The sequence below is a fragment of the Staphylococcus sp. HMSC06C11 genome (assembly GCF_001808345.1).
Taxonomy (GTDB): Bacteria; Bacillota; Bacilli; order Staphylococcales; family Staphylococcaceae; genus Staphylococcus; species Staphylococcus capitis.
The window spans coordinates 259,849-279,422 of record NZ_KV793047.1 but is presented as its reverse complement, the minus strand read 5'-3'; the positions used below and the strand labels follow the sequence as shown (position 1 = coordinate 279,422).

Below are 19,574 nucleotides of genomic sequence, written 5' to 3'. Positions count from 1 at the left end.
ATCTCTACGCTCTATAACTTTCCATTCTTTAAATAAAAAAATTAACCATCTCAGTAATCATTTAAATACTGAGATGGTTTCTTCATTATATTATACAGTTACACTTAATTTAGGAATGAATGTTTCGTAATGAATTTTATTTGTATCTACATTCATTTCTTTTAATGCTTTTATAATTGATTGTAAGAAGTGAGTACCTCCACAAATATAAATTTCTGTTTCTTCATTAATATAGTCTTTAAGTTTTTCTTCATCTAGATAGCCTTCTGAGTTTTTATCATGTAGGTGATAATCAACAGATTCTTTAGTAGTTGCAATTTCATTAATTAATGATTCAAACGGTGCATCGTTAACATCATTAGTAACCTGAATAAATTGAGCTTTAGACCCATTTGTAACTGCTTCATTAAACATTGGTACTAAAGGGGTAACTCCTATACCAGATCCTAAGAATAATTGTTCGTTATTCAAGTTTTCTACTTTAAATGGACCTACTGGTGCAGATAAATTAATTGAATCACCTTCTACTAACTCATCATGTAATATAGTAGATACCTCTCCTTCATGCTCAGTTGTCACATCTCGTTTAACTGCAAATGTTAAATGTTGTTTGTCACCTTTTACTATTGAATAATGACGTTTTGCACGATACGGCATCTTTTCGCTACTTACATCTACGGTAATGTATTGACCTGGAACAAATTGACTTAAATCATGTTTATCTGAAACAACTGTGAAAGACTTAATATCTGAAGAAATATGTTTAATTTCTTCTATTTTAAATGGTTGGAAACCGTCCCAAGCCATTTGACTATAAATATCCTTTTCAACTGAAATAAATACATCAGCGATATCTTGATAGGCTTTCTTCCATGTTTTAATAATTTCATGATCATCATCTAATCCCACTACTTCTTTTATAGCTGCAATCAGATTTTCACCAACAATATCATATCCAGCAGGTGGTACTTGTAATGCACAGTGTTTATAAGCGATTTCTTTAACTACTGGCATAATATTTTCCAAATGCTCAATGTTAACTGCCGCAGCTAAAACACTTTGTGCAAGTGCAGTTGATTGAAGACCCTTTTGTTGGTTCGTTTGATTAAACATATTTTTTAATTCAGGATGTTGTTTAAACATTCTTTTATAGAAATGTGATGTAATTATTTCACCTTTATCCTGTAATACAGGAACAGTTTCTTTAATGATACTTTTTTCTTTTTCCGTTAACATTATTTCCACTCCCACATAAGGTCTCAAAAGGCCTATTAATTTATTGCAAGTTAATTCTATTCCTATTTTTCTAAAAAATAAATAAAATGCTAAAACCTTCACAAAACTTTCAATTTACATAATCTTTAATGAAATTTACTTAAAATATATTTAATTTTTATTAAAACTGGGGTATATTAAGACCATAGTATGATGTATAAATCTTAAATATAAAGTATATTAGATTTAAATCATAGATGACTATCAGACGGAGGTTAAGTTATGAATAAATTACTACAGTCATTATCAGCGCTTGGTGTTTCAGCTACCTTAGTAACGCCTAATTTGAATGCAGAAGCGACTACTAATACCGAACCTCAACTACGCGGGGTCAATGATATTGTAATTGAAAAAGGCCAAGATTATAATTTATTAAATGGTATAAGCGCATATGATAAAGAAGATGGTGACTTAACTCATAAAATCAAAGTCGACGGTCAGGTAGATACATCTAAAGTTGGAAAATATGAAGTTAAATATATAGTAACTGACTCTGATGGAGCAGAAAAAACATCTACGAGATATATTGAAGTAAAATAGAATCTTTCCTATTTAAAGTTGAGAATTTTCTCAACTTTTTTATTTGCAAAATCCCCCTCAACCCTTCAATTGATAACACTTCTCAATACATAAGTTGTATTACATGCAATTTTGTTAAATTTGTCTAATTTCACAAAATGTACACATAATTTTAACAAATCTTAAAATCCCCGTCATACCTTATATCAATGCTTATTCTTTACATATAACAACAAATTTTTTTTTACAGGTACTTGTAAATATTGTGTAATAAACTAAAATTAGTGGTAAGCCCTACATTTGTAGTATTAGGAGGTCAAAAAAAGTGTCAAAATTTAAGTCTTTGCTTCTATTATTTGGCACACTAATTTTACTTAGTGGCTGTTCAAATATAGAAGTTTTTAATGCAAAAGGGCCAGTAGCAAGTAGTCAGAAGTTCTTGATCATCTACTCAATCATCTTCATGCTTGTTATTGTTGTCGTTGTGCTTGCCATGTTTGCATTCTTTATTTATAAGTACAGTTATAATAAGAATGAAGTATCAGGCAAGATGCACCACAATTCTTTAATAGAAACAATTTGGTTTGTGGTACCTATCCTAATCGTTATTGCTTTAGCTGTACCAACAGTTAAAACATTATATGATTATGAGAAACCACCTCAAAAAGACAAAGACCCACTTGTGGTTTACGCAGTAAGCGCTGGTTACAAATGGTTCTTTGCTTACCCAGATCAACACATCGAGACTGTTAATACATTAACAATTCCTAAAGATCGTCCAGTCGTATTCAAGCTTCAAGCTATGGATACTATGACAAGTTTCTGGATTCCACAATTAGGTGGTCAGAAATATGCTATGACTGGTATGACAATGAATTGGACTTTAACAGCAGATCAATTAGGTACCTTCAGAGGTCGTAACTCTAACTTCAATGGTGACGGATTTGCTCGTCAAACATTTAAAGTTCACTCTGTAAGCCAAAATGATTTCGATAAATGGGTTAAAGAAGCTAAAGGTAAGAAAACATTAAATCAAGATACATTTGATAAACAACTCTTACCAAGCACACCTAATAAAGAATTAACATTCAATGGTACTCATATGGCGTTTGTTGACCCAGCAGCTGATCCAGAATATATCTTCTACGCTTATAAACGTTATAATTTCGTTCAGAAAGATCCTAACTTCACTGAAGAAAAAGATCTTTATAAAGATGTAAAAGATAAACCTGTTAAACCAGCTCGTAAGGTCAAAGTGACAAACGCGAACTATGAACGTCATGGTATGAAACCTATTATTCTCGGCAACAATGAAAAATATGACAATGAGTTCAAAAAAGAAGAGGACCATAACTCTAAAGAAATGGAAAAAATTTCTAAAGGAGCAAAAGACGAAAATGCGTCTAAACTTCAAAAAAAAGAACATGATGATCATGGAGGTGGACATTAATGAATTTTCCATGGGATGAATTACTCGTTAAAGGTAACTGGATGATTATCATGGCGCAAATTGCTGCCCCATTCTTAGTTATCGGACTTATCGCAGTAATTAGCTATTTTAAATTATGGAAATATCTATACAAAGAATGGTTCACATCCGTAGACCATAAAAAAATCGGTGTAATGTATTTAATCTGTGCCGTATTAATGTTCGTACGTGGTGGTATTGACGCGTTATTAATTCGTACTCAATTAACTATTCCAGATAATAAATTCTTGGAAGCAAACCACTATGATGAAATTTTCAGTACGCACGGTGTAATCATGATTATTTTCATGGCGATGCCTTTCATCTTTGGTTTATGGAATATCGTCGTTCCATTACAAATCGGTGCACGTGATGTTGCCTTCCCTGTAATGAACAACGTTAGTTTCTGGCTATTCTTTGCTGGTATGATTTTATTCAACCTATCATTTATCGTAGGTGGATCTCCAGCTGCAGGTTGGACTAACTATGCACCACTTGCTGGTGAATTTAGTCCTGGACCAGGAGTCAACTACTATTTAGTTGCAATACAAATTTCTGGTCTTGGTACATTAATGACTGGTATTAACTTCTTTGTAACAATACTTAGATGTAAAACTCCTACAATGAAGTTCATGCAAATGCCAATGTTTACTGTAACAACATTTATTACTACGCTTATCGTCATTTTAGCTTTCCCTGTTTTAACAGTTGCGTTAGCATTAATGACTACAGATAGAGTGTTCGGTACACACTTCTTCACAGTAGCAGATGGCGGTATGCCGATGTTATGGGCAAACTTCTTCTGGGTATGGGGGCACCCTGAGGTATACATCGTTATCTTGCCAGCATTCGGTATTTATTCAGAAATTATCCCAACTTTCGCACGTAAACGCCTATTCGGTCACCAAAGCATGGTTTGGGCGACTGCAGGTATCGCGTTCTTAAGTTTCTTAGTTTGGGTTCACCATTTCTTCACTATGGGTAATGGTGCGTTAATCAACTCATTCTTCTCAATTTCAACAATGTTAATCGGTGTGCCTACCGGAGTTAAATTATTTAACTGGTTACTAACATTGTATAAAGGTAGAATTACATTCGAGTCACCTATGTTATTCTCACTAGCATTCATCCCTAACTTCCTATTAGGTGGGGTTACAGGTGTAATGTTAGCGATGGCATCTGCTGACTATCAATATCACAACACTTATTTCTTAGTAGCCCACTTCCACTATACATTGGTTACTGGTGTAGTATTTGCCTGCTTAGCTGGTTTAATCTTCTGGTATCCAAAAATGATGGGTTACAAATTAAACGAAACATTAAACAAATGGTGCTTCTGGTTATTCATGATCGGATTTAACGTTTGTTTCTTACCTCAATTCGTACTCGGATTAGATGGTATGCCACGTCGTTTATACACTTACATGCCTTCTGATGGTTGGTGGTTATTAAACTTCATCTCAACTATCGGTGCATTATTAATGGGAATTGGTTTCCTATTCTTAGTTGCAAGTATCGTCTATGCTCATATCAAAGCACCACGTGAAGCAACTGGTGATAACTGGGATGGACTTGGTCGTACTTTAGAGTGGTCAACAGCTTCAGCTATTCCACCTAAATACAACTTTGCAATCACTCCAGATTGGAATGACTACGATACTTTTGTTGATATGAAAGAACATGGTCGTCATTACTTAGACAACCATAATTACAAAGATATTCATATGCCTAACGATACTCCAGTAGGTTTCTGGATGGGTATCTTCTTTACAATCGGTGGTTTCTTCTTAATCTTTGAAACACTCGTTCCTGCAATTATCTGCTTAGCAGGTATCTTTGGAACTATGATTTGGAGAAGTTTCCAAATTGATCATGGTTACCACATCCATGCTTCTGAAGTTGCAGAAACTGAAAAACGTTTAAGAGAAGCTCGTATTAAAGAAAGGGAGGCTGTAAGTCATGAGTCATGATACTAATACAATCGATTCACGTAGTCATGAAGGCGAATTAAATAAACTTGGCTTCTGGATTTTCCTTACAGCTGAATTCGCGTTATTCGGTACCCTATTCGCAACGTTATTAACTTTGCAACACGGTGGCGATTACGCTCACAAAATGACTACAGAGTTATTTGAATTGCCTCTTGTACTAATTATGACATTCTCATTATTATTAAGTTCTTACACTTGTGGTATTGCAATTTACTACATGCGTAAAGAGAAACAGAACTTAATGATGATTTGGATGATTATCACTGTATTATTAGGGCTTGTATTCGTAGGTTTTGAAATTTACGAATTCGCACACTATGCACAAGAAGGAGTAAATCCTACTATCGGTTCCTTCTGGTCTAGTTTCTTCATCCTATTAGGTACGCACGGATGTCACGTATCAGTAGGTATTGTTTGGATCATTTGTTTATTAATCCAAATCGGAACTCGCGGTTTAGATTCATACAATGCTCCTAAATTATTTATAGTAAGTTTATACTGGCACTTCTTAGATGTTGTTTGGATCTTCATCTTCACTGCCGTATATATGATAGGGATGGTGTATAGCGGATGAATACAATCGTAAAACATACTGTCGGTTTCATTGCTTCAATCGTTTTAACGCTTTTAGCAGTTTTCGTAACACTATACACATCAATGACATTCCATGCTAAGGTAACAATTATCTTTGGTTTTGCTTTTATCCAAGCTGCAGTTCAATTATTAATGTTCATGCACTTAACTGAAGGTAAAGATGGTCGAGTTCAATCATTCAAAGTTATCTTCGCAATCATCATTACCCTAGCTATCGTTATTGGTACGTATTGGGTAATGCAAGGTGGTCACTCTCACCACTTATAAAACTGAGGTAAAGATTATCAAGCTCATGGCTTAGTTAATCAACACGCAAGCTAGCATATATATGTTAGCTTGCTTTTTTTATTGTCGAAATTATGATGATACAATGATACGCTTAATGGGAAGTTCATTTTTAGGAGGCGAATTAATATAATGGTAACCCCAATAATTATTGATACTGATCCTGGTATAGATGATGCTGCAGCAATCAGTTTGGGTTTATGTCATCCAGAATTTGATGTAAAAATGATTACTACTGTGAATGGGAATGTAGGTATTGAGAAGACTACCGCAAATGCTTTAAAGCTTAAACATTTCTTTAATAGTGATGTGCCTGTTCATAGAGGTGCATCAAAACCCTTATTAAACGAAATTGTCGACGCTGCACCAGTTCATGGAGAATCTGGTATGGATGGCTATGACTTTCCCCCACTTGCGCAAAAGGATTTGGCATCTACCCACGCTGTTGAAGCTATGAAAGAAACAATTTTAAAGAGCGAGAATCCTATGACTATCATTGCAATTGGTCCATTGACTAATATAGCAATACTCCTTTCTACATATCCTGAAGTAACTGATTACATTAAAGAAATTGTTCTTATGGGTGGTAGTACAGGAAGAGGAAACGTCACGCCTCTAGCAGAATTTAATATTTATTGTGATCCTGAAGCTGCGCAAGTGGTATTTAACTCTGGATTGCCTCTGACAATGATAGGATTAGACTTAGCTAGAGAAGCCATATTTACACATGATTACGTTAAAAGCTTTAAAAATCAAAATGAAACAGGACAAATGTTACATGATTTATTTCAACACTATCGAAGCGAAGACTTCGAATATGGCGTTAAAATTTATGATGTGTTTACTATTTTGTATTTACTGCAACCTCAAGCATTTAATGTCAAAGAAGCAGATGTTCAAATAGAATTAGCTGGTCATTACACTAAAGGAGCAACTGTTGTAGATTTCGAATCTCAATATCCTAATTGTACAGTTGTACTCTCACCTGTAGATAAAGATTACGAAGATTTATTCCTTAACGCACTGAGCTATTGTAAATAGTAAGGTATATATATTGAACTATATATTAAAAAAATCAGACTGAGATAATAGTTAATTTCTCAGTCTGATTTAATATATTGGCTAAAAATATCTTTATTGAATATGCGTGGTTTTTATTCTAATCGTCTTTTTAGGTGAATATCTAATGATTTGTACGCTGTTTTTCTTGAACTTTAACACCTGGTGTATTATAAGGTTTCTTTTGATTAAGAATATTATAGAAAATATGTCTCATTTTATCTTCATTAGGCACGAAGCCGTTAGTATTTTTAATATTAGTACCTAATATAGCAACATAACGGTCATTAAAGTATACAGTAAATGTTTGGCCAAAGAACACGCCATTCACTCTATTAAGATATGGCGTAACATAGAAGCCATATCGATATTCTTCAGGATACTCTTCAGTACCAAATTCATGTAGCATTGGATTTGTCACATTAGAGCTAAATAATTTATCTTGTTGTAACTTATTAATAAGTTTACCCATATCGTAAGGTGCCATATATAGGTTCCCTGCACCAAAATATTGATCTAGTACATTAGGACGTAAGAATGAAAATGAATCATTCTTAAATTTATAACCTTTAGCCATTTCATTTTGTAATGGCTTCTCATCGTAAAAAGCAGAATGCTCTAGATGAAATTTATTACCAAGACGTTCGTAATAATTTTGTACGTATGGTTTCCCTGTTACCTTCTCAATCACTTTAGCTAGGACTAAATAGTTTGCATCATTATAACTATGTTTATGATAAACTTTATCATCAATTCCACGTTTCTGAATAGATAATACTGCTTGATCTAAGTTTTTAATGTTTGTTGAAGCTTCGTATTTGTATAATCCACTTTTATGTAACATTAAATCTTTAATTGTTATTTCTTTATCTGTTTTAAACCAAGGTAAATATTTCGTTACAGGTGCATTTAAATCCACCTTATGTTCTAGCTCTAATTGTTTAAGCATTAATCCCGTTGTGAATTTTTGAGAAGAACCAATAAGATACATTGTATTAGCAGTATTTTTCTTACCTTTTTCAATGTCTTTATAACCATATCCTTTATTCATTTTCAATTTACCATTATCAAATATAGCTACTGTACCATTGAAATGCGTTTCTTTTAAATACTTATCAATTTGGCCATACATTGGTTCTTTTTTATCAACTATTGTTTTTAACTTCTCAGGCGCTTTAACTGACTTATCTCTTTTTTCAATATAATTAGTGTTATCGCTTTGATTCTTTAATACTTGCGTTTCTACTTCATGATGTTTACTCCATTTAAATCCTAATATTCCAACTAATACAATCAGTGTAACTAGTACGATTATAAAAAAGATTATTTTAAATTTATTAAGTTTCATTTTTCTTGTTAGCCTCACACATTCATGTCTTTAATATTCAATATAAGTCTCTTGGAATTCTTTAATTAAACTATCAATGTTATTTACGTTTAGTGAAAAATATATCTTAATTTTAGGCTCTGTACCTGATGGCCTAATAGCTATAAAACCTTCATCAAATATTAGACGTATTAAGTTTGCATTAGGTAAGTAAGTGGCTTTTTCTTTCCCACTTTCTATATACTTAATTGTTCCTAATTGATAATCCTCAATTGCTTTTACATCTAACCCACACACTTGATGTATTTCTTTATTTCTAAATGAATTTATAATTGTTTCTATTTTACGCTGCCCATCCGCACCTTCAAATACAGGACTTAAATTAACATTTTGATAATGACCGACTGTACGATATATATCATCAAGTGTATCTTTTAAAGTAATATTATTTTCGTAAAGTAGATTTTTAAATTTGATGATTAAAGGTACGATTTGAAGAGCATCTTTATCTCTTACAAATGGTTCAACCATATAGCCATTACTTTCTTCAAATGCTAACAATAGTTTTTCATTAGTATGGCTCTTATCATTTAAAATTTCCGAAATATACTTAAATCCTGTAAGCACATTATAAACATTAACATTTAAAACATCCGCCAATTTTTCACTTAGTTCACTAGTTACTATGGACTTAACAATATATAAATCTTCATATGAAGCATCAATTAGGTCTTGATACCTTAATTTCATTAATATAAGTCCTAATTCATTACCATTGAAAAATTTATATTCTCCATTATCTAAACGTTCTACTATCCCTAATCTATCTGCGTCAGGATCAGTAGCAATAATGAGTTGTGCATCACTTTCTTCAGCTAGCTTCTTCCCTACTTCAAATGCGGATTCGTCCTCAGGGTTAGGACTATTTAGTGTAGGAAATGTTCCGTCAGGAATAGATTGTGATTGAGCAATAACATAATTATCATAATTGAGTTTGTCCAAAATGTCAGAAACTATAGGCAAACTTGTTCCATGTAGACTAGTTAGTACTGTTTTAGCATTCTTTTTTTCAATGTTTCCCGTAGCCCTAATAACTTCATTTATGTAATTATTTCTAACATCTTTGCTTGCAAAATTAATTTGATCTTTAGCTACTAACTTATCAAAGCTACCGATTTCTATATCTAATGGATTTTCAATTTCGTCTATATAACTACTTAAAATTTCAGAGTCTTTAGGTAATAGTTGCCCACCATATTCATTATAAACTTTAATACCATTATAATTTTTGGGATTGTGGCTTGCTGTTATCATTACCCCACCATCTGCCCCGTAATATCTTATAGCATGAGAGAGTTCAGGTGTAGATTTATAGCTTTCTGCAGTGATAACTTTAACTCCGTTATCAGCTAATATTGTAGATAGTTCTTTAGAGAAAGCTTCTGAAAGTAATCTAGAATCGTAAAAGACAACAATAGTTGCTTCATTAGAATTTGCTTTTATAAATTTTGCTAAGCCTAAAGCTACTTTTCTTACCGTGAAAGCGTTCATTCTACCAGGACCAATGCCAAACTTCCCTCTAATTCCAGCAGTCCCAAAAGATAACTGTGTTGTTAACCCTTCTTCTATTTCTCTTTCGTTCTGTTGCTCATAAAACGATTGAATTAAACTTTCATCCAAACGTTTTATCCATTCTTGTTTCATTAGTAATCTCCTTTCTTATAAACAATCAATGTAAAGGAAAGTAGCACGTCGAATCTATGGTGAAAATTTGATAATTGAAATTGTATTTGATAATTGTTTTTACAAATTTTATATATTTGATTAGCTATGCATTATTATAACTTAATGACATAGATAAATCACTTTAATTAGATAATACGCTTATTTAAAAATAATTCTATAGTACTTTAGTACCATAAAGGGTTTTACAGAAATTTATTTCCATACTTATAGAAAAAATAATGTAAATTTAGTTTTAAGATTGTAAAATTAATGTGAAGCTATGAGTTGTAATTTTGCTTATAAAGTAATACAATTTAAGGCTATAGTGCATAAATACAAAAGTAAAAACGTATCTCATAACTATATACAAATTTCAGCACATAAATATAAATTTTAATAATAAAATAGGAGCACTTACGATGAACAAATTTTTAAAGTATTTTTTAATATTATTAACATTCGTTCTTGTCGTCGTTCCAATCATATTTGCTACTCAATTATATAAAAGTTCAGAATCTGCTTTTGAAAAGTCTCAAGATCAACATAATGCGCAACGTCAATCCACTTTAAGAGATTCAAAAGTAAATCCTGAAAAGCAACCTATTTCTATTTTATTTTTAGGAATAGATGATAATGAAGGCAGAGAAAAGAACGGACAAAGTATTGAACACTCTAGATCAGATGCAATGATTTTATCAACATTTAATCAAAAGAAACATCAAATTAGAATGTTAAGTATTCCACGCGATACAATTAGTTATATACCAAAAGTAGGCTATTATGATAAAATCACTCACGCTCATGCATACGGTGGTCCTATAGCTGCTATGGACTCTGTTGAAGCGACAATGAATGTACCAGTAGATTACTATGTTCGAATTAATATGAAAGCATTTGTTGAAGCTGTTGATGAATTAGGCGGTATTTATTATGATGTGCCTTATAATTTAAATGAACCAAATAGTGACGATACCGGCAGAATAAAAATTAAAAAAGGCTATCAAAAATTAAATGGTGACCAAGCTTTAGCTGTAGCTCGAACAAGACATCATGATTCAGATTTAAAACGTGGTCAAAGACAAATGGACTTAATAAAAATTCTTTTCCAAAAAGCCCAAAGTTTAGATTCAATTGATAAATTAGATAATGTAGTTGAAATCGTTGGTAAAAATGCTAAACATAATCTCACTAAAAAGGAAATTCAATCATTAGCTAAGATGTATCTTACAGGTAACACAGATATAAAAACATCTCAACTTGAAGGTAAAGACGATTATTTAGATGGTATTTATTACTATAATCCAAGTGTTAAAAGTATAATGAAATATTCAAATATCTTGCGCTCTGATTTAGGCTTATCTAAAATAACAGATAAAGACGACTTTTTAGACCATAGAGTTATCAAACATTATGGTTCACTCGTCCCATTAACAGAGTTAAGTGATAGTTTATTACGTCAAAATCAAAAAGACACAACAAGCGATGATGACAATAATAACAACGATACAATGAATGATAACTCAAATAACGAAGCAACATTCAACAATAACGATCAAAATGATGGTCAAGAAGATACAAGTAATAATAATCAAACAACTGATGACAACAATTACCAAAATCAATATCAACAAAATAATGAGCAAAATAACACATTAAATGATGATGCTAATATGAATGTTCAATAACTATTTATTAATCATGTTTACATCGCAGTTATTTAATTAGGAGAGGAGCTTATACAATGAGTCGCAAAACATATGAAAAGGTCGCTAATATTAATGGCATGTTTAATATGTTGGAACAACAAATTGTTCATAGTAAAGACATGGCCCTATTTCGTAATGAATTCTTCTATGTCAATCATGAGCATAGAGAAAACTACGAAGCATTACTTGTTTACTATAAAAACAGTTTCGATAATCCAGTCGTCGACGGCGCTTGTTATATTGTCGCCCTTCCTGAGATTTTCAATAAAGTAGATGTATTCGAATCTGACTTACCTTTCACATGGGTTTATGATGAAAATGGTATAACTGAAACTATGAAAAGTATTAGCGTACCTTTACAATACCTAATCGCTGCTGCACTTGAAGTGACAGACGTTAACTTGTTTAAACCATCTGGCTTTACGATGGGCATGAATAACTGGAATATAGCGCAATTAAGAATTTTTTGGCAATATTGCGCCATTGTACGAAAAGAAGCTCTATAAATGAAACATTCAGAGTGTTTTAATATAACTCTAACTTTCCGCTAACATTGCTTTTAACTATGTTAGCGGTTTTTTTATAAATAATTTTTTGATTCTTGGATGTGCCATCTCTTCTAGAATGAAATTTTTATTAAAAAACTGTTCAATTTGTGATTTAATTACATGATTTTGGGAATTATTAGAGATACTGGAGGTTTTAAATGTTTAAGAAAGTTATTAATGAAGACATGTTGAATGATTGTTTTATGATAAGAAAAAAAGTTTTCGTCAAAGAACAACACGTCCCTGAGGAGAATGAAATAGATAATTTTGAAGAAATATCATATCACATAATTGGTTATACAAAAGATGGTGATCCGTTTGCTACCGCTAGAATTAGACCTATTAAAGAAAAGTTAGGAAAAGTGGAACGTGTAGCTATCATTAAAGAACATAGAGGATTGGGTTACGGTAAACTATTAATGAACTCTATTGAAGAATTAGCTAATGATTTAAACTTTGACGAATTAACTATGCATGCACAAACACATGCGCAAACTTTTTACGAAAAAATCGGTTATAAAGCATTCGGGAATACTTTCATTGAAGAAAATATCGAACACATCAGAATGAATAAAGCAATATAACAACTTTTTATATTCAATTTTCAACTTTGCACAAACTTAAAAATGTAATATTTAATATGCATTTTACACTAATGAAAATGAATAGAAAACGCGTAATTAATGCTTTAACTGTATAAATACTAAAATAATTATCAGTTAGTCATAGGTTAAAGTTTGATTACAAAACTGTTAAAAGTAATACAGATATTACAACTAATATTATAATTGGTACAAAATAAAATATATTATGAGGAGTAAATAAAAATATGACGAAGAAATTCAACTACAAATTACCGTCAATGGTTGCATTAACGTTATTTGGAACTGCCTTCACTGCTCACCACGCACACGCCGCAGAAAACACTCAAGATCAAACAAACAATAAAAACGTATTGGATGACCAAGCTACTCTTAAACAAGCTGAACAAGTTAAAGAGAAAGTCTCTCAACCAGCACAAAATGTTTCAGGAACTCAAACTTATCAAGATCCTACGAAAGTTCAATCAAATGATGATACCACTTCAAATACATACGATGCCTCACTAGATGAATTAAACGGTTCTTCAAGTAAAACTTCTCAAGATCAATCGAACAATTCAGCTCAAACTGACCAACAAACTCAAGATGCTAACGTAACAATTTCAAATAAAGAAGATGCTAGCACACAAGATGATCATAAGGAAGCTTCACAATCTGAACAACATGAACAACATGAACAAGATGCAACTAGTCCTTCTACTAAAGAAGACTTAAAATCAGATAATAATGAAGATGTTTCACAACCTGAACAACAAAATCATGAATCTAGCTTGGACAAAAATGAAGTTACTTCACAATCTGAAGAAGTAGCTCACCCATCAAATACTGAAGATTCAAAATCAAATGAGAGTCAACAAGTAGACAACTCATCTACAAACGAGCAATATGCATCTCAAACACAAAGTAATGACAATAAAGAGTTAGATACTACTCAATCATCATTAAACAAAACTAATGAAAAGGAAAATAGTGAGACTTCTATTTCTAATTCAAGTCATTCTAATCATCAAACAACTAAAAATTCTAATAGTCAACAACCAACTGATGAAGAAACTAATCAATCAAGCGCTAAAGTAAGTAGCACTAATCAATCAGGGTATAATTTTGACTATGACGAAGATGATGAGACTGAAGATACAGATGTATCTAATGTTCAAGCTTCAACATCTAATGAAGCAGATTCTCATACAACTCGAACTAATAATGATAAGCAGCCTCAAATCACGTCATTAACTGCTCAAGCTAAAGAGGACAATAGTTCAGAGCCTAAAGCTGAATCTAATAAATCTAAAAATAATGAATCAACTAATAAAGCTACAACAACTAGTGTGAAATCAACTAACAGTACCGCTACTACTAGTTCAAACAAATCAACTAATGAAAAAGCTACTTCTAATAATGATAAAAAAGTGACTACATTTAGTTCAGTAGCTAAACCTAGAATGATGTATTCAGTAAATAAGAAAACGACATCTAAAGCCACTTCTTCTTTACCTAAATACACACCTCAAGTTAATTCGTCAATCAATAATTATATTCGTAAGAACAATTTCAAAGCACCTCAAATTGAAGAAAACTATACTTCATATTTCCCTAAATATGGTTATAGATATGGTGTAGGTCGTCCTGAGGGAATCGTAGTACATGACACTGCAAATGAGAACTCTACAATTGATGGCGAAATTAATTTTATGAAGAATAATTATGAATCAGCATTTGTACATGCATTTGTTGACGGCAATAGAATTGTTGAAACTGCGCCAACTGATTATTTATCTTGGGGCGCAGGTCCAGCTGGTAACGAGCGTTTTATTAATGTTGAAATTGTTCATACACATGATTACGCTTCATTTGCGCGCTCTATGAATAACTACGCAGACTATGCTGCAACTCAACTTGTTTATTATGGTTTAAAACCAGATAGCGCTGAGAATGATGGTCAAGGTACAGTATGGACTCACTATGCAATTAGCCGATGGTTAGGTGGTACAGACCATGCAGACCCTCATCAATATTTCAGTAATCATAATTACAGTTATGCTGAACTTTATGATCTAATTAATGAAAAATACTTAATTAAAACTGGACAAGTTGCACCTTGGGGTACTACTTCTTCAAGTTCAACTAAACCATCAGGTGGTTCAAGTTCATCAAGTAGCGATAAATTAACTGTAAAAGCTAATAGTGGTGTCGCTCAAATCAAACCTAGCAACAGTGGATTATATACTACAGTCTACGATTCTAAAGGACATTCTACTGATCAAGCTCAAAAAACTTTATCTGTAACTAAATCTGCAACTTTAGGTAATAATAAATTTTATCTTGTTGGAGATTATAATAGCGGTAAAAAGTATGGTTGGGTTAAACAAAGCGATGTCGTTTACAACACAGCGAAATCACCTGTTAAAGTAAACCAAACTTTCAATGTGAAAGCAGGTTCAACACTTTACACTGTACCATGGGGGACACCAAGCCAAGTAGCTAGTAAAGTTTCAGGTTCTGGTAACCAAACATTTAAAGCTACAAAACAACAACAAATTGATAAAGCTATTTATTTATACGGTACAGTAAATGGTAAATCTGGTTGGATTAGTAAGTATTATTTAACTACTCCATCATCAAGTAGCAATTCAACTAAACCATCAAGTGGTTCAAGTTCTTCATCAACTAGTAATAATAAATTAACTGTATCTGCAAATAGCGGTGTTGCTCAAATTAAATCTAAAAATAATGGCGTTTATACAACTGTTTATGACAATAAAGGTAAAAAAACAGACCAAGTACAACGTACTTTAGCTGTTACAAAATCAGCTACTTTAGGTAATGATAAATTCTACCTAGTTGAAGACTATAACACTGGTAAAAAATATGGTTGGGTTAAACAAAGTGATGTAGTGTATAACACAGCGAAATCACCTGTTAAAGTGAACGCAACTTATACTATTAAACCTGGCGTTAAATTATATACGGTACCTTGGGGTACATTTAATCAAGAAGCTAGTAAAGTTTCAGGTTCTGGCAACCAAACATTCAAAGCTACGAAACAACAACAAATCGACAAAGCTACTTATTTATATGGAACGGTCAATGGTAAATCTGGTTGGGTAAGTAAATATTATTTAACTGCACCAACTCAATCTAAAGTTGAAACGAGCAGTAAAGTCACAACTGCGAATAGAGCTGCTTCAACTCAATCAACATCTAAAGCAACTCAAAGTGCAACAACTCAAACTATAAATAAAGTAGCACAGGTTAAAGCTAATAATTCAGGTATCAGAACATCTGTTTATGATAAAACAGCTAAAAGCGGCGCTAAATATGCTAACCGTACCTTTGTTATTAGCAAACAACGTACTGAAGGTAACAACACTTATGTTTTACTTCAAGACAGCACTCAAAATACACCTTTAGGTTGGGTAAACATTAAAGATGTTACAAGCCAAAACTTAGGTAAACAAACAAAATCTACAGGTAAATATAAAGTTAATTCAGAAAACAACGGATTATATTCTATTGCTTGGGGCACGAAGAACCAACAACTTCTTTCATCAAAAATGATTTCAAATAAAGCGTTTAGTGCTGCTAGATCGGTATATGTTGGAAAAGAATTATTCTTATATGGAACAGTTGATAACAGAACAGGTTGGATAGCAGCTAAAGACTTAACTCAAAATAGTACTGATGCTCAAGCTACTCCATATCATTACACGTTTGTTGTAAATAATAATAAGGGTTACTACTATAATGATGTTGCAAATAACGCCCATTATTCACTCAACTCTTATTACAATCAACCATTCTTTGTATCGAAACAAATGAAAGTCGACGGTGTAACTTGGTATTATGGTCAATTAACAAATGGTAAATATGTATGGATTAAATCAACTGACTTGTCTAAAGAGTCAATCAGATACGTTAAAACTGGTATGACTTTAACAAAAGCAGCAAATATTCAAAATAATTCATACTATAACCCTCAAGTTCAAAGAACAGCAGGAAAATGGGAAGATGCTAATTATGATGAAATTAAAAACGCTATGGATCCTATTAGATTAGCTAAAGACGATGAGTATAAATATCAATTCTTACTTTTAGACCAACCACAATATTTACCAGTTTCAGCACTTAATAAATTGCTAGAAGGTAAAGGTGTTCTAGAAGGACAAGGCGCGTCATTTAGCCAAGCTGCTAAAAAGTATGGTATTAATGAGATTTATTTAATATCTCACGCTTTAATAGAAACTGGTAATGGTACTTCTGATTTAGCTAAAGGTGGAGACATTGTTAACGGTAAATTCACTAATAAATCAGCTAAAAAATATCACAATGTATTTGGTATAGGCGCATACGATGATAATCCTTTAATAGAAGGCATTAAATATGCAAAAGAAGCTGGTTGGGATTCAGTTTCCAAAGCTATTGTTGGCGGAGCTAAATTTATTGGTCAATCTTATGTCAAAGCCGGACAAAATACGCTTTATAAAATGCGTTGGAACCCTGCACATCCAGGTACACATCAATACGCTACAGATATTAACTGGGCTAATTTAAACGCTCAAGTTATTAAAGGTTTCTACGATAAAATGGGTGAAGTTGGTAAATACTTTGAAATCCCACAATACAATAAATAATTAGTAATTCTAATTAGGGCATCTCTTAAGTAAAATAACTTAGAGGTGCCCTTTTTCCATTTTTAACTCATTTTGAACTTACGTCTCGTTATGAATAAAAAAATAAGCAACTTATATCAGTAATAAAATATTACTTATAAGTTACTTACCTTTTTAGTCAAATATTTGTTTAGATGTATATTGCACTTTAAAGCAAAAATTAAAATAATTACTAAACTAAATATAAATATGTCTACTGTTCAGTTTATCTAATAATTGATTAAGACTTTCTATTTCTTTAGGTGTTAAACATTGGCATCTCGCTTCGATTAATTCACATCTTGCTGTATTAATTTGTTGAATAAGTGCGCGAGCCTCATCAGTTAATATTAACTCTTTACAACGTAAGTCTTCATGAGATTGTTGACTTGTAATATAACCTTTAAGTACTAGCTTTTTAATCCATCTTGAAACGATAGATTGCTCTCGGCTAATCTTCATAGTTAAATCATATTGTGATAAGCGATCATAATTATATAAAATACGTAATAATTCTAACTGTTCAGCGGTTATATCTGTACGTTGACCGAAACGTCTGTTTACTAAATTTAAATCATTATTTGTGAGTGTGATAAGTTTTTCAAGTTGTTTATACATGTTGTTCTACTCCACTATTTAAGGTTGTTAATATTATATGCTTTATTTATAAAATATACAATACTATTATACACTTTGCACAAATTCGTTGCATATCTACCTAAAAGTATACTAAATTATAATAAGTCTATTCAGAGAGAAAAAGGAGACGCTTTATGACAGCTATCAAAGATAGGGATTATTTTTTCGATAATGCCCGTGCATTTTTAATATTTCTAGTTGTCTTTGGACATCTTTTACAACCTTATACTTCCGAAGATAAATTTTTATCAGCATTATACCTACTCATTTATAGTTTTCATATGCCTACATTCTTATTTATTTCGGGATATTTTGCGAAAAATCTTGATAAACCACACTACCTAGAGAAGATCGCTAAAAAATTACTAGTACCTTATATCATTTTTTTCGCATTCTTTTCAATATATTATTACTTAACTGGCAAGGAAGACGCTATACAGTTAGATCCATTTAACCCGGTCTTTGCCCTATGGTTCTTACTCACGCTATTCTTCTTCCATGTTGTATTAGTTATCGTGCGTAGATACAATCCATATATTGTTTTATCTGTTGCTATATTAGTTTCTGTGCTTGCAGGATTTTCAGGTAATATAGATAGTTATATGAGTATTTCTAGAACAATCGTCTTCTTTCCTATCTTCTATATAGGACATTTAGTCACTAAAGAACAAACAATGAAAGTAAGAAATAAAAAATGGGTACCCTTATCAATCATTATACTTATTGGTTTCTTTATAGGGTATGTTCTGCACCCTATTAATGGCGATTGGTTACTTGGCAGTTCGCCTTATATATCACTTGAAAACCATGGTGGTGATATGTATAGTCCATTTAAACGATTAATACACTACATCATTATTCTAATAACTATGAGTGCATTCTTAAATCTGACATCACAGAAGAAGCGTTTCTACACATATATTGGACGTAGAACGATGTTTGTATATTTGTTACATGGCATTGTCATTGGTATATTAAGAGGCTTTGCTATTTATCCATTTAAAGATACAGTTTCGATATTCACATATTTATTCTTAATCGTTACTTCACTGATTATCGTGTTCGTAATATCATCAAGATTTGTGTGTAAATGGACTAATCCAGTCATCAACTTGCGCAAACCAGCGGATTTCAAAGACTAACAATTTCATTATAACTCATAGATGTATTTTTATACCGAAATGTAG

Annotated in this window: 15 protein-coding genes; 11 read left to right on the top strand and 4 right to left on the bottom strand. The window is 32.1% G+C overall.

What is annotated here, in order from left to right; translation table 11 throughout:
- Positions 1–90: 90 nt before the first annotated feature.
- A complete protein-coding gene (locus HMPREF3154_RS09740; protein WP_023350481.1) occupies positions 91–1,236 on the bottom strand; it encodes a globin domain-containing protein in 1,146 nt (381 codons plus the stop codon).
- A 261-nt stretch (positions 1,237–1,497) separates the two neighbouring features.
- Here HMPREF3154_RS09740 and HMPREF3154_RS09735 point away from each other — a divergent pair, with 261 nt between their 5' ends.
- The 6 genes from HMPREF3154_RS09735 (at position 1,498) to rihC (ending at position 7,173) form a co-directional block, all read left to right on the top strand.
- Entirely contained in the window at positions 1,498–1,815 is a 318-nt protein-coding gene (locus HMPREF3154_RS09735; RefSeq protein WP_002435347.1) for a DUF5011 domain-containing protein, read from the top strand.
- 304 nt (positions 1,816–2,119) lie between these two features.
- Positions 2,120–3,244 carry a cytochrome aa3 quinol oxidase subunit II gene (gene qoxA, locus HMPREF3154_RS09730; RefSeq protein ID WP_002435296.1) on the top strand — a complete coding sequence of 375 codons (1,125 nt, stop codon included), beginning with the start codon at positions 2,120–2,122 and terminating at the stop codon, positions 3,242–3,244.
- A complete protein-coding gene (qoxB, locus tag HMPREF3154_RS09725; protein ID WP_002435303.1) occupies positions 3,244–5,232 on the top strand; it encodes a cytochrome aa3 quinol oxidase subunit I in 1,989 nt (662 codons plus the stop codon). The genes qoxA and qoxB overlap by 1 nt, the downstream gene beginning before the upstream one ends.
- Complete coding sequence (qoxC, locus tag HMPREF3154_RS09720) at positions 5,222–5,827, top strand: cytochrome aa3 quinol oxidase subunit III (RefSeq protein WP_002435471.1); 606 nt, start codon at positions 5,222–5,224, stop codon at positions 5,825–5,827. Before qoxB ends, qoxC begins: the two co-directional genes overlap by 11 nt.
- Positions 5,824–6,114 (top strand): cytochrome aa3 quinol oxidase subunit IV, encoded by a 291-nt coding sequence (gene qoxD, locus HMPREF3154_RS09715; protein WP_002435478.1) that lies wholly within the window; start codon positions 5,824–5,826, stop codon positions 6,112–6,114. The genes qoxC and qoxD overlap by 4 nt, the downstream gene beginning before the upstream one ends.
- A gap of 150 nt (positions 6,115–6,264) precedes the next feature.
- Positions 6,265–7,173, top strand: a complete 909-nt coding sequence (gene rihC / locus HMPREF3154_RS09710) for a ribonucleoside hydrolase RihC (RefSeq protein ID WP_049326399.1) — start codon at positions 6,265–6,267, stop codon at positions 7,171–7,173.
- Positions 7,174–7,315: 142 nt separating this feature from the next.
- Here the strand turns inward: rihC and HMPREF3154_RS09705 are convergent, their stop codons facing one another.
- Together HMPREF3154_RS09705 and HMPREF3154_RS09700 are read right to left on the bottom strand one after the other, a co-directional pair.
- Complete coding sequence (locus tag HMPREF3154_RS09705) at positions 7,316–8,539, bottom strand: serine hydrolase domain-containing protein (RefSeq protein ID WP_023350482.1); 1,224 nt, start codon at positions 8,537–8,539, stop codon at positions 7,316–7,318.
- Positions 8,540–8,569: 30 nt separating this feature from the next.
- The gene (locus HMPREF3154_RS09700; protein WP_023350483.1) at positions 8,570–10,222 is read right to left on the bottom strand and encodes a phospho-sugar mutase; all 1,653 of its coding nucleotides are present in this window, start codon (positions 10,220–10,222) and stop codon (positions 8,570–8,572) included.
- 440 nt (positions 10,223–10,662) lie between these two features.
- Between HMPREF3154_RS09700 and HMPREF3154_RS09695 the strand changes: the two genes are divergently transcribed.
- The 4 genes from HMPREF3154_RS09695 to HMPREF3154_RS09680 all read left to right on the top strand — a co-directional run bounded on the left by HMPREF3154_RS09695 (position 10,663) and on the right by HMPREF3154_RS09680 (position 17,730).
- Positions 10,663–11,928, top strand: coding sequence for an LCP family protein (locus tag HMPREF3154_RS09695; protein WP_002435451.1), 1,266 nt, complete (start codon positions 10,663–10,665; stop codon positions 11,926–11,928).
- 56 nt (positions 11,929–11,984) lie between these two features.
- Positions 11,985–12,455, top strand: coding sequence for a DUF2538 family protein (locus tag HMPREF3154_RS09690; RefSeq protein WP_002435360.1), 471 nt, complete (start codon positions 11,985–11,987; stop codon positions 12,453–12,455).
- Positions 12,456–12,655: 200 nt separating this feature from the next.
- On the top strand, positions 12,656–13,081 hold the full coding sequence (locus HMPREF3154_RS09685; protein WP_023350485.1) for a GNAT family N-acetyltransferase: 426 nt from the start codon (positions 12,656–12,658) through the stop codon (positions 13,079–13,081).
- A 245-nt stretch (positions 13,082–13,326) separates the two neighbouring features.
- Positions 13,327–17,730: a glucosaminidase domain-containing protein gene (locus tag HMPREF3154_RS09680; RefSeq protein WP_023350486.1), complete on the top strand. Its 4,404-nt coding sequence runs from the start codon at positions 13,327–13,329 to the stop codon at positions 17,728–17,730.
- A gap of 216 nt (positions 17,731–17,946) precedes the next feature.
- On the opposite strand, the gene HMPREF3154_RS09675 is transcribed toward HMPREF3154_RS09680, so the two are convergent.
- Positions 17,947–18,366 carry a MarR family transcriptional regulator gene (locus tag HMPREF3154_RS09675; RefSeq protein ID WP_002435477.1) on the bottom strand — a complete coding sequence of 140 codons (420 nt, stop codon included), beginning with the start codon at positions 18,364–18,366 and terminating at the stop codon, positions 17,947–17,949.
- Positions 18,367–18,521: 155 nt separating this feature from the next.
- On the opposite strand from HMPREF3154_RS09675, the gene HMPREF3154_RS09670 reads away from it, so the two are divergent.
- Positions 18,522–19,529 (top strand): acyltransferase family protein, encoded by a 1,008-nt coding sequence (locus tag HMPREF3154_RS09670; RefSeq protein ID WP_002435427.1) that lies wholly within the window; start codon positions 18,522–18,524, stop codon positions 19,527–19,529.
- Positions 19,530–19,574: the final 45 nt, after the last annotated feature.

Coding starts and splice junctions, on each gene's coding strand:
- qoxC (WP_002435471.1), top strand. CDS start 5,222: ATGAGTCATGATACTAATACAATCGATTCACGTAGTCATGAAGGCGAA.
- HMPREF3154_RS09685 (WP_023350485.1), top strand. CDS start 12,656: ATGTTTAAGAAAGTTATTAATGAAGACATGTTGAATGATTGTTTTATG.
- HMPREF3154_RS09735 (WP_002435347.1), top strand. CDS start 1,498: ATGAATAAATTACTACAGTCATTATCAGCGCTTGGTGTTTCAGCTACC.
- HMPREF3154_RS09690 (WP_002435360.1), top strand. CDS start 11,985: ATGAGTCGCAAAACATATGAAAAGGTCGCTAATATTAATGGCATGTTT.
- qoxB (WP_002435303.1), top strand. CDS start 3,244: ATGAATTTTCCATGGGATGAATTACTCGTTAAAGGTAACTGGATGATT.
- HMPREF3154_RS09680 (WP_023350486.1), top strand. CDS start 13,327: ATGACGAAGAAATTCAACTACAAATTACCGTCAATGGTTGCATTAACG.
- HMPREF3154_RS09705 (WP_023350482.1), bottom strand. CDS start 8,539: ATGAAACTTAATAAATTTAAAATAATCTTTTTTATAATCGTACTAGTT.
- rihC (WP_049326399.1), top strand. CDS start 6,265: ATGGTAACCCCAATAATTATTGATACTGATCCTGGTATAGATGATGCT.
- HMPREF3154_RS09740 (WP_023350481.1), bottom strand. CDS start 1,236: ATGTTAACGGAAAAAGAAAAAAGTATCATTAAAGAAACTGTTCCTGTA.
- HMPREF3154_RS09670 (WP_002435427.1), top strand. CDS start 18,522: ATGACAGCTATCAAAGATAGGGATTATTTTTTCGATAATGCCCGTGCA.
- HMPREF3154_RS09695 (WP_002435451.1), top strand. CDS start 10,663: ATGAACAAATTTTTAAAGTATTTTTTAATATTATTAACATTCGTTCTT.
- HMPREF3154_RS09675 (WP_002435477.1), bottom strand. CDS start 18,366: ATGTATAAACAACTTGAAAAACTTATCACACTCACAAATAATGATTTA.
- qoxD (WP_002435478.1), top strand. CDS start 5,824: ATGAATACAATCGTAAAACATACTGTCGGTTTCATTGCTTCAATCGTT.
- HMPREF3154_RS09700 (WP_023350483.1), bottom strand. CDS start 10,222: ATGAAACAAGAATGGATAAAACGTTTGGATGAAAGTTTAATTCAATCG.